This is a genomic window from Candidatus Manganitrophaceae bacterium (assembly GCA_012960925.1).
Taxonomy (GTDB): domain Bacteria; phylum Nitrospirota; class Nitrospiria; order SBBL01; family JAADHI01; genus DUAG01.
In genome coordinates, this window is record DUAG01000070.1 from 1 (window position 1) to 10,124 (window position 10,124).

Sequence of the window (10,124 nt, forward strand, 5' to 3'; positions counted from 1 at the left end):
AGCGCCGTCGTATTGCCGATCCCGCTCACCGCGTTCAGATCGATCGTCGCCGCCGTCACCAGACCCGTCCCGTTGATCGACCCGCCCGCCGTCAGAGTGATCGTAGCAGCCGTAATATTTGCAAGAATGGAGATATTCGTGCCAGCATCTAAAAACAGGGTGTTTCCGCCGCTGGAGATGTCAAACCCACCGTTCGCAGCTACCGTGATGGTGTTTGTGGCGTGGATTTCGATGTTAGCAACGGGGAACGTCGACGGATCAATGGTTACGGCGGTCGTCCCACCGCTTGGACCGTCTCCTGTCTCAATGACGGTTGCGGAACCTGTATCGTCAGCAATGTTTGGGTAGGTATCCGTCGGCGAGGTTATCGAGATTGTAACATCGGTCGGGTCGAGTAGCAATGTCCCAACAGATCCTTGAGGAGCGCTCAAATCAATATCGCCCAAAAAGCCTAGGGTCGCCTTTCCTGACACCTCGGCGAACCCGCCATCACCGTAGCGGACACCACCTTGAGCAGTTATAGATCCATAAAACCGGGTAAGCTCTTCCGACCAAACAATCACTGTGCCTCCGTCGCCATCGAGAATGGCGTCGGCATTGATTGAGACATCCTGTCCCACATAGGTGTATTCGGCGTTTTGGATGTCGGGGTTGCTGCCCTGGTAGTCTCCGCCGATCAGGATTGTTCCACCGCCGTATTCTCCGGAGGTATCGATTGAGGTATCATCGGTGAGACCGACGCGGTTACCGAGGAGTTGGATTTCTCCGGCATCGGAATCGAGGTAGGAGGAAGTGAGGATGGTGTCGGTGGAGCTGGTAACAAAAATTCCTTCACCGGCGGAGATGTCGGCTTCTTTCAGTTTGACGTCGCCTGCGTCGATGACGAGTCGCCCGGAGAGGGTGATGTCACCGGAGATGTCGAGTGAGTCTTTCGGATCGGATTGGGTGATGATCAGATCATTCAGGGAATTGATTCCTTCGATCGAGTCATTGCCGATGCGGAGGGTTCCATCGTAGAAACTGAGGTTGGCAGAACCGTCTAAATTAAGGGAAAGTGTATTGGTAGTGGGGTCGTAGGAGGCAAAATCAGGGAGAGAGGAAGAGGCAAAGGAAGAGCCTGTGCTTTGGGCACTTCCATCAGTTAATGTAGGAAAAAGCAGACTTTCCGAGGAAAGTCCGTCAAAAGCGGTATTTTCAGCGGGAGGAGCGTTGGCTACGTTCAGGGTTTCTACCATCTGATCGGTGATGGAGTCCTCATCCTCTGCGTCGAGCGCATCAGGACTTTCGGGGTCTTCAATCACCGGAGTAAAGTCATTGGAGAAGGTCGGTTCCAGTGGATCGGAATCTTCGGTCTGGGCCGGATCAGAGTTACCGGCGTCGGAATCCTGATCGGGCTGATTCACTGGGAGCGGAGCGGAGATGGGAGTGGCGTTATCGGTGTTCAGATCTTCGCCGTCCAGTCCATCGAAGATATCTTCGACCTGGTTGAAAGCATCGTATTCGAGTTCCACTTCCAATTGCTGTGCTACAGCGTCCTGGGCATCTTCCTGAAAGATGGATTCAAGAGTGGAGTCAGCAATGGAGGGGTCGGAATCCTGTGGAGACAGTACAGAGGTATCAAACCCATCCGCTGATAACAGAAGTCTAGGCTCGAGCGCTTCGAGTTCGAGTCGCTTCTCTGTTCCGTTAATTTCCACTATACTTAGCTAGTTACTTACTCTTACGCATCAAGTTTGATGTGCCCTGAGTTTGGCGGACACGAAATTCTCTTATTTCGTTAGGTTTATAGTTTAGTTGTTTTTCGAGCATGTTGTGTCAATGAAAAAATAACTAACTAATAGGAATTTTTTTTCGAGCATGTTGTGGCGCGCTTCGCGCTTCGCGCTTCGCGCGCCGCATACAGTACTATACATACCCGAATTTCCATAGGAAGTCCCCCTATAGGGAAGTTACTCTATAGGGAAGCCCCCCTATAGGGAAGTTACTCTATAGGGAAGTCCCCCTATAGAGTAACCGTTCACAGTTAGATAAGGTATGAGGTGAAGATTCCTTGAATCAGGATGGGTTGGCGGCTGTTCCGAATCAAGCTAAACAAGGATGATTTTTGCATGATAAATAGCGAAATGGGTTGATGTGCCCTGAGTTTGGCGGACACGAAATTCTCTTATTTCGTTAGGTTATAGTTTAGTTGTTATTCGTGCAAGCCTGCAGGCTTGCCGGTGGTTCACCCCCCATGGGGGGTGAAAATTTCCCCTCAAATTCCACGGGGTTTTCATACCCCAATGATGCATGTTTTCGAAATCGGTTATAGAAGATTTCTATGTACTCGAAGGCGTTGGCTCGGGCTTGATCTTCCCCCATGAAGGTTACCCCTCGCACCGACGAACTTTTGTAACGACCGTAAAATGACTCCATCGCGGCATTGTCGTAGCAATTTCCTTTCCGGCTCATGCTTTGCTTGATTCTCAGCGATCCAAGCAAGCGGCCATACTCGTGCCCTGCATACGTGCTGCCTCGATCACTATGATGGATCAGATCCGGATCGATTTTGCCACCTCGGGTTAAGACGGCCCCTCGCAACGCCTGGCAGACTAAAGCCGAATCATTATGATCTGAAATGCTCCATCCGATTATCCGCCTACTGAATAGGTCCATCACCGTTGCCAGGTAGCACCAACCGGCCTCTACCTTCAAGTAGGTCGTATCCGAAACCCATACCTGGTCGCATCGTTCCGGCCTATCCTCGTCTTCGAGAAGATTTGGACAATAGCCGAATTCATGGCTGCTATCGGTTCCCATTGGCTTGAAGCCCGTTTTCTGTATCCCTTCGATTCCCATTTCCTTCATCAGTCGCAGCGTTCGATCCCGCCCACAGTCTCTCCCTTCTTCTAATAGATGATGGTAGCTCGGTCGATGGCCGTAACGCCCTCGAGCCTGGTGGTGGAGTTCAGCAATCCGGGCCTTGTGTGTGGTGTCTTCGGTCGCTCGGTTACTGGGTTCGCGTTCTTTCCAATCGTAGTAACCGCTGCGACTCAGGCTGAAGCATTCACACATTTCGTCCACTTTGAACTGACAGCTGTTCTCCCTGATGAATTGATACTGCATCAGTCGTCCTTGCTGAAGTAGCCCACCGTTTTTTTTAGTATCTCGTTCATCCGATGTGACTTGGCAAGCTGCTTGCGCAATTCCGTGATCTCCCGGGCCATCTCTGTGGGACTCGGAGTTCCTTCAGGTTTACCGGCTTCCAATTCCGTCAGGTGGGCCTTCTTCCATCGATACAGAAGATTCTCGGCTACCCCCAGTTGGTTTGACACCTCCTTGGCCGTCTGTGCTTCAATAATCAGCATGCCGGCCGCCTCCTTCTTGAACTCGGCCGTGAATTGTCGTCTTCTCATTTCTGGATCCTCTCTCTTAGAGAATCCCGTGTCCAGTTTTCCCAGGACACATCATAACGGGGGGTGCAGCCAGACGTGACACCAGCGGCATGGGGCGCTCACGTGGCGAGTTGCAGGCCTATCCTTGTAGGTGTGAGCGAAAACAAAGGTTTTCGAGTTTTAACCTCGGGGTTTTTCACAACCTGATGTTGGGCAGTGCGCGATTCCTGAAGCTGGCCGCGCTGAGGCCGGTCCTGGAAAATTACATGCGTATGCTCCATGCAAAGGTCCCGGTTCAGCGCCCCGGGCTTCAGGGGATCGTCGGGACCTTATGCCTTCTGCCCATCAAAGCTGCGGATTTCAGCCTCGGGGATTTCCGAAAACTTGGCACCGAGCAGTATACCAAAAATACCACAGTTGAAGTGTGGGTGATACTTTCCGGAAACTATGCGGTTTTCCTTAAGAATTCCGCATAAACCAAGTGCCTGTCATACATGATTCATCTCTAAAGTCAAATTCAATGTGATCTGAATTGTGAATAACTTTTCGGAGGCTACTCACTTTTTGGCATGATTAAAGCGTATAATTCAAATTCTTTCCGTTTTTTGGGGTTTTCTTAGTATTTTCAGGGGTTTTTCCCATTAAAAAGTTGTGGTCGGTGATGGAGGCCAAGAGGAGATTCTAAACACCCGGCAGCTGCGCAGCCTGAAGAACACGAAGACGGGGAAGAAAGGTCGGGGAGGATTCTTACCAGGACTGGCGTTTCAACTTTGGAATTCTTACGAATTCTTCTTCAGCCGGTCTTTTTGGGCTGAGACAGCCGACGCTACACAAAATGCGCTGGGGACAGCTCACGCTACAGCAGCCGGCCAGCTTCAGGACAATACGCTGGATATTCGGAAGATTTACATCTTCCGCTACTTGATTTATATTATAATATTAGTATCATATATAGATATTATATTACTTTCTGCGTCCGTCTTCTTCCTGGATTTTTGGGTAAATGTCCAGCATTTGACGGTTGAGGGAGACACCGCGCAGGGCGAGTTTTATGGCTTCAGAACGGGTGATGCGACGTTGGTTATCGCGCAAGTAGTCGATGATCTGGTCGATATGGTCCAGATCCTTAGGGTAGAGTGTGATGGAAACTACGGTGGATTTGTCCTTCTTTGCTTGGGTTTTGATGGATTTTAGTTTTGAGGGAGCTTCGTTACGGTTTTCAGGTTCGGGGGCTTTCTTCGGTTTATTCTGTGTTTTTGCTGTATTTGTCGGATTGACTGCTTTCGGAGCAGCGACAACCGGTTTAACTGTAGCGGGAGGAGTCACCGGGAGAACAGGCGAAGGAGTTTCCGTTTTTGATTCAGATCCGGCTTTGGAAAGTGAGGATTTGAGCTGATTCAGAAGATCTTTATTCGACTTAGCCATAGTATTATTATATTATGTTGTTATTATATGATCAAGTTTGAAAGTGATCTGATTGCGGCGCGCTGGGACAGCGAGCCCTACCTAGTGTTCTTCCCTCCCATTCAGAAGATTTACATCTTCCGCTACTTATTGGTTGTTTGTTATTATGATATAATATTATAGTGTTGCGATTTCTAGAGCTACTTTGAAGATTTCCTGGCGGGTTTCGGTGTTGAGAGCGTTCCAGCCTAGAAGGGCGGCGTGCTGGTAGGCTTGTTTTCTCGATAAATGGTTTTCAAAGCGAGGAACGCCGATTTGTTCGGCCATGCTTTCGAGCCCTCTGCCCAGGAGGGTGTTTTTCTGCACCTGATTGAATAAAAGCCTCACTTTCTCCGGATTTGGAAGGTGCTGCTTAATAATCTTGGCGGTATCCTGACTGGTCCACAGATCGGCCGGAGAGGGGGAACTGATCAGGACCGCCTTGTCGGATCGTTGAAGGCTTTCCACCAACAGCGGGGAATCCAGACGCGGTGGAGTGTCGATCAGCAGAATGTCGTAGGATTCACCTTCCTGTGCCAATTTGATACCGGTGCTTTCTTGAATCCATCTCGATGCCGTAGCCTGGGGATCCCGGTCTAGAACCGCGACATTTCGTCCCGCATCGGTAAACGCACAGGCAAGTAAAACCGTGAGGGTTGTTTTGCCTGCTCCTCCCTTTCCATTGCATATTGTTATTATCATATAATATGATGTAATGATTAAATCATGTTGATATTATAATATATTCCAGAAACGTCAATTCGAATTTGTTTGAAACACCCGGTCGCTTTGCGGCCTGAAGATCACGAAGACGGGGAAGGAAAGGAGGGGAGCGATTTGTTTACCAGCGGCGCGACCGCTGTCCTCAGCCGAAAGGACTGCTGAATTCCTCTGAGAATGCGCTGGGGACAGCGCACGCTACAGCGCCAAACATCGAAGGGCCGTGAACAGGCATGGAAATGGAGGGAAGGGCAGTGTCAAGCGGCGCGCTGGGACAGCGAGCCTTACCAGATCAGTATTTTTCAGAGATTTTCTACATATATCGGAAGATTTACATCTTCCGCTACTTATCATACAATGCAAAGTATAATACAATGTAATCAAAGGTGAATTATGGTAAGATCAACATTAACGGTCCGTTGGCAGACAACGATTCCGACAGAGGTAAGGAAGGCTTTGAATCTGAAGCCAAGGCAGAAGATCATCTACGAATTGACCGGGGACGGAGTGCTCATTAAGCCACAGACCGATATCCTTCCGGATCTTTATGGGTCTTTGTCGAGTGAGGTCCCGGCGGGGACGAAGGAGGAAGAACGGAAAGCCGCCTGCCGCTCAAGAGTTAAAAGGTATTCCAAATGACTAAATACCTGTTGGACACGAATGTTCTCATTCGGTTTCTATTGGGGGATCATTCTACATTGTCACCAGAAGCGAGGGCTCTTTTTCAGGAAGCTCACGACAGCAAATGCACCTTGGTGTTGTCGGAATTGGTAATTGCCGAAGCGGTATGGGTGTTGTCTTCGCTCTATAAGGTGGAGCGGAAGGACATCGCGGAAAAGTTGAGCAATGTGATTGGAATGGCGGGAATAAGATGCTCAGAGAATGAGAGAATCCTGGACGCTTTGGGGCGTTTCAGGAAGACGAATTGCGACTATATGGACTGTTATCTTGGGACGCTTTCAGTGGAGACCGGATATCCGGTGGCTACGTTTGATAAGGATTTCAGGAAGTTTAAGGATGTAAGGCTCAGGGAACGGTGACCAGTTTTGATTTGAAACACCCGGCCGCTTTGCGGCCTGAAGATCACGAAGACGGGGAAGAAAAGAACGGGGAGCGTGGACTGTGGATTGAAGGAGGGTCGAATTACGTGAAGTCCGACCTCGGCACCCAGCTTCAGGAAGATTTACATCTTCCGCTACTTATTGGCTGTTTGATGATATGAATTACTGAATTTATGAAATAGTTTATTCATGAGTCTGGTCATCAAAATTAACGAAAGAGGAACCCTTACCCTGCCTAAGGCACTCAGGAAAAAACTGGGAGTAACTGGCAAAGGAGAGATCATCGCGGATGAAGGAGAAGAAGGGATTATTCTAAGAGCGGGGGAGACTTTTCCTCTTGAGATTTACAGCAAAGAACGGCTTGAGGAATTTCACCGGAGCAATGAGGAAGAACTTGAGGGTTACGGCTTGGAATGAAGATCTTCCTGGATGCAAACATCTTGTTTTCAGCATGCATTGAAGGAAGCCGTATTGCCATTCTGCTTGAACGGGTTGCTGCACATGCAGAGCCAATCTCCAACATTCATGCTCTCAGGGAAACGGAACGGAATCTGGATTCCAAGAAGCCACAATTTTCAGCGTCCCTTAACCTGCTTAAAAAAAGGGTCCTGATTTTGAACAGAATCGCTTCAGTCTGCACTGAAATCCGAGATAAGGACAAACCGATCCTCGGTGGTGCAGTTGCGAATCGCTGCACGCACCTTCTAACCGGCGACAAGCGGGATTTCGGGATTTACTACGGAAAAACGATTGAAGGTGTGAAGATCGTTTCCCCCAGGATGCTCGCCGACGAGATGATTCGGGAGGGAGTTCTGAAGGCGCTGGGTAAATAGAGATGCATACATTGTCCGGCCTCGGCGCGGCCAGATTCAGGAATCGATGTGTTCTACAAATTCTACAAAATGGGAAGATTTACATCTTTCGGTAATTACCGGCTGTTTGTTATTATTATATTATTCTAATTTTATATTCATTTATATCCAGCAGCATTTCCATTTACGGTGCGCTGGGACAGCGGGCTCTACCGATGAACAGGGTAGCCTGTTGAATAAGTAATTTGCTGTAGGATTTTACGGCACATGGTATGCTTCTTTTCTCAACTCAATCCGTTGAACATATGATGAAGTTAAAGAATTACGCCTTTAAACTCGGGACTTTACTTGGTTTATGGGTTTTGGCCGGATTGCCCGGCACGGTCAAGGGAGAAGCTCCCGGGTTGATAACGGAACCGCCTGTTTCGACGATTGTCAATGAGGGGGAAGAGGCGGTTTTTGTTGTCACCTTTCAAGAGAACCACCCTTCTTTCACGGTCATTTTGATTAAGAATGGGGCCTTTGCGGATATTGCATTCAATGTTGAATCTGAGTCCCTCCAATTTTCGTTTCCAGCACTCATTGAGGACAATGGTGCCAGCATTGTTTTCAATGTAAGCAGCGAATTATCCGAAATTACAGAGCCTGTCTTTCTCACGGTGATTCCTGATGAATCACTCCCGGAAATCCTGGAAATTACGGGACAGGAAGACCTTCGATCGGTTGTCCTGGTTTTCAGTGAGGCTTTGGATCAGGAGTCCGCTGAGAATATTGCCAATTATTCGATCGAAAATCTTGAGATCGAATCAGCGGTCCAGGACGAGGCTGACGCGAGTATTGTGACTCTTTCAACCTCTATACAAATTCCAGGGAACGATTATTCCCTATCGATCAACGGAGTAAAGGATGCTTCGGCAGCCGGCAACGAAATCAATGAAACGATCATCGTTTTTCAATCAGCGGACGCCCCCTCCTCCGGCCAGGAACTGATGATCCTTGAGCCCCCTCAAGCGCTAACCATCGAGGAAAGCCGATTAGCGGAATTCAAGGTTACGTTTCAGGGTGACCCTCCGATCGTTGTAACCTGGTTGAAAAATGACGAGATCGCTTTTTCGGGGTTTTCGGAAGAGGGCGAGTCTGTATTCCAATTTCCAGCGTCATTGGCAGATGATGGCAGCTCGATTGTTGTCGAGATCAGTAATCCAACCGGTAAAGTGCGATCGGATCCTGTCAATCTTACAGTCATCGAGGACCTTACCGCTCCTGAACTTTTGAGTGTGGAATCCAGTTCTGATTTTGAATCGGTTACTCTTGTGTTCAACGAAGCACTGGCTGCATCGAGTGCGGAAAACAGAAACAATTATTCGATCGATGGGCTGGATGTCCTCGGGGCCGGTCTTGCTCCTGGAGATCCAGCTGTTGTTCGGTTGATCACGTCCAAGCAGGAAGAGAATACCGAGTATGTTCTAGTCATTGCCAATCTCAAGGATCTCTCACTGGCCGCTAACATCTTTGAAGGTGAGGTCACTTTCATATCCTTGAAATTCGTTTCAGGTAGTCTACTGAGATCTGTTTATCCGAATGTCGAGGGAGACTTATTGGATTCATTTTATCCTCAACCACGGGGACGGGGAAATCTGCCGCTTCCTTCAGGCGATGACGGCTTTGGTTTGTCAGTCGATTTATTTGAAACTCCCATCAATGCCGGAGACAACTATGGAGTGATCTTGTCCGGGTTCATCGTTCCTGAAGTGTCCGGACGCTATGAGTTCTATGTCAGCGGGGATGGCCCTTCAGAACTATATTTGAGTTTCAACGAAAACCCCGCCAATTCGATCCTGATTGCCTACGAACCCTCAGGAAGTAACTCTCGAGAATGGCTGGAAAGTGAAACCCGGAATTCAGATTTTCCGGAAAACCGATCCACCCCGATTCCATTGGAAACGGGAGCACGGTATTATGTTGAAGCCATCATGAAAGAAGTCGATGGGCAGGACCATCTGGCTGTCACTTGGAAGGCTCCCGGGGATGACCCTCCTGAAAATGAAAGTGCCCCAATCGCCGGCGAGCTTTTAGGTCGGTTTGTCCCCGGCGACTTACAGGATGGAATTGGGCCCGGAGGGGATTGCGGTCTTTTAAACATTTCTTCCGGCGATGATGGTTCTCTCACCTTAGCCTGGGAAACCAATTGTCTTCTCCATTGGGCTGATTTCGTAGAAGGGCCTTATGTCGATGCCGAGGTTGAAACTTTAACTGAAAACGGTATGCATCTGGCGATCATCCCTCCGGAAGAGAACCAGAAATACTTTCGCCTCGCAGGAACTCCTCAACCGGTAGACTGCGGTTCTGTTCTGATCACTTTCCTCGAGACTCAAGTCAGGATCAGTTGGGAATCAACCTGCAATCTTCAGTGGGCGGATGAAGTCGAGGGTCCCTGGAATAATTCTGAAGAAGAAGTTCAGTTTGACGGAGACACCCGGTTTATTCAGATCGACCCACTGAACCTGCGAGAGTTTTACCGCTTGGTCAACGGGCTTTGAATAGTGATTAATGACTCACCTCAGATATCCCTTCGCATTATCAAAGTGTGAATAAGAAAAACTTATAAACGCCAGTCGAAGAGTGCAGCGGGGGGCCGTCGAATACTGCAGCACTTGGGTTAGATTTAGTTGCATCTGGTATTACGGTCAAGATTTCATTGAAGTCTAGTTTTC

At 48.8% G+C, this 10,124-nt stretch carries 12 protein-coding genes; 7 read left to right on the plus strand and 5 right to left on the minus strand.

Going from position 1 to position 10,124, the window contains the following annotated elements; all coding sequences use genetic code 11:
* The 3 genes from EYQ01_10085 to EYQ01_10095 form a co-directional block, all read right to left on the minus strand.
* On the minus strand, nucleotides 1-1,697 hold a 1,697-nt coding region (locus EYQ01_10085; protein ID HIE66132.1), incomplete at its 3' end, for an LEPR-XLL domain-containing protein.
* A 487-nt stretch (nucleotides 1,698-2,184) separates the two neighbouring features.
* Nucleotides 2,185-3,105 carry an IS3 family transposase gene (locus tag EYQ01_10090; protein HIE66133.1) on the minus strand — a complete coding sequence of 307 codons (921 nt, stop codon included), beginning with the start codon at nucleotides 3,103-3,105 and terminating at the stop codon, nucleotides 2,185-2,187.
* On the minus strand, nucleotides 3,105-3,431 hold the full coding sequence (locus tag EYQ01_10095; GenBank protein ID HIE66134.1) for a transposase: 327 nt from the start codon (nucleotides 3,429-3,431) through the stop codon (nucleotides 3,105-3,107). Before EYQ01_10095 ends, EYQ01_10090 begins: the two co-directional genes overlap by 1 nt.
* Before the next feature lie 149 nt (nucleotides 3,432-3,580).
* Between EYQ01_10095 and EYQ01_10100 the strand changes: the two genes are divergently transcribed.
* Entirely contained in the window at nucleotides 3,581-3,850 is a 270-nt protein-coding gene (locus EYQ01_10100; GenBank protein ID HIE66135.1) for a hypothetical protein, read from the plus strand.
* Between the two features lie 487 nt (nucleotides 3,851-4,337).
* Here the strand turns inward: EYQ01_10100 and EYQ01_10105 are convergent, their stop codons facing one another.
* Complete coding sequence (locus tag EYQ01_10105) at nucleotides 4,338-4,799, minus strand: hypothetical protein (protein ID HIE66136.1); 462 nt, start codon at nucleotides 4,797-4,799, stop codon at nucleotides 4,338-4,340.
* Nucleotides 4,800-4,955: 156 nt separating this feature from the next.
* Nucleotides 4,956-5,519: a hypothetical protein gene (locus EYQ01_10110; protein ID HIE66137.1), complete on the minus strand. Its 564-nt coding sequence runs from the start codon at nucleotides 5,517-5,519 to the stop codon at nucleotides 4,956-4,958.
* Nucleotides 5,520-5,930: 411 nt separating this feature from the next.
* Between EYQ01_10110 and EYQ01_10115 the strand changes: the two genes are divergently transcribed.
* The 6 genes from EYQ01_10115 to EYQ01_10140 all read left to right on the plus strand — a co-directional run bounded on the left by EYQ01_10115 (nucleotide 5,931) and on the right by EYQ01_10140 (nucleotide 9,950).
* Entirely contained in the window at nucleotides 5,931-6,176 is a 246-nt protein-coding gene (locus tag EYQ01_10115; GenBank protein HIE66138.1) for a hypothetical protein, read from the plus strand.
* Complete coding sequence (locus tag EYQ01_10120) at nucleotides 6,173-6,577, plus strand: type II toxin-antitoxin system VapC family toxin (GenBank protein ID HIE66139.1); 405 nt, start codon at nucleotides 6,173-6,175, stop codon at nucleotides 6,575-6,577. The genes EYQ01_10115 and EYQ01_10120 overlap by 4 nt, the downstream gene beginning before the upstream one ends.
* Complete coding sequence (locus EYQ01_10125) at nucleotides 6,574-6,759, plus strand: hypothetical protein (protein ID HIE66140.1); 186 nt, start codon at nucleotides 6,574-6,576, stop codon at nucleotides 6,757-6,759. The genes EYQ01_10120 and EYQ01_10125 overlap by 4 nt, the downstream gene beginning before the upstream one ends.
* A 28-nt stretch (nucleotides 6,760-6,787) precedes the next feature.
* Nucleotides 6,788-7,015 carry an AbrB/MazE/SpoVT family DNA-binding domain-containing protein gene (locus EYQ01_10130; GenBank protein HIE66141.1) on the plus strand — a complete coding sequence of 76 codons (228 nt, stop codon included), beginning with the start codon at nucleotides 6,788-6,790 and terminating at the stop codon, nucleotides 7,013-7,015.
* Nucleotides 7,012-7,431: a hypothetical protein gene (locus EYQ01_10135; GenBank protein HIE66142.1), complete on the plus strand. Its 420-nt coding sequence runs from the start codon at nucleotides 7,012-7,014 to the stop codon at nucleotides 7,429-7,431. Before EYQ01_10130 ends, EYQ01_10135 begins: the two co-directional genes overlap by 4 nt.
* Before the next feature lie 251 nt (nucleotides 7,432-7,682).
* Entirely contained in the window at nucleotides 7,683-9,950 is a 2,268-nt protein-coding gene (locus tag EYQ01_10140) for a hypothetical protein (protein ID HIE66143.1), read from the plus strand.
* Nucleotides 9,951-10,124 lie beyond the last annotated feature (174 nt).

What these genes read in the sequence shown, in the direction of transcription:
- EYQ01_10090 (HIE66133.1), bottom strand. Translation starts at nt 3,105, where the DNA reads ATGCAGTATCAATTCATCAGGGAGAACAGCTGTCAGTTCAAAGTGGAC.
- EYQ01_10100 (HIE66135.1), top strand. Translation starts at nt 3,581, where the DNA reads ATGTTGGGCAGTGCGCGATTCCTGAAGCTGGCCGCGCTGAGGCCGGTC.
- EYQ01_10105 (HIE66136.1), bottom strand. Translation starts at nt 4,799, where the DNA reads ATGGCTAAGTCGAATAAAGATCTTCTGAATCAGCTCAAATCCTCACTT.
- EYQ01_10110 (HIE66137.1), bottom strand. Translation starts at nt 5,519, where the DNA reads ATGATAATAACAATATGCAATGGAAAGGGAGGAGCAGGCAAAACAACC.
- EYQ01_10115 (HIE66138.1), top strand. Translation starts at nt 5,931, where the DNA reads ATGGTAAGATCAACATTAACGGTCCGTTGGCAGACAACGATTCCGACA.
- EYQ01_10120 (HIE66139.1), top strand. Translation starts at nt 6,173, where the DNA reads ATGACTAAATACCTGTTGGACACGAATGTTCTCATTCGGTTTCTATTG.
- EYQ01_10130 (HIE66141.1), top strand. Translation starts at nt 6,788, where the DNA reads ATGAGTCTGGTCATCAAAATTAACGAAAGAGGAACCCTTACCCTGCCT.
- EYQ01_10135 (HIE66142.1), top strand. Translation starts at nt 7,012, where the DNA reads ATGAAGATCTTCCTGGATGCAAACATCTTGTTTTCAGCATGCATTGAA.
- EYQ01_10140 (HIE66143.1), top strand. Translation starts at nt 7,683, where the DNA reads ATGCTTCTTTTCTCAACTCAATCCGTTGAACATATGATGAAGTTAAAG.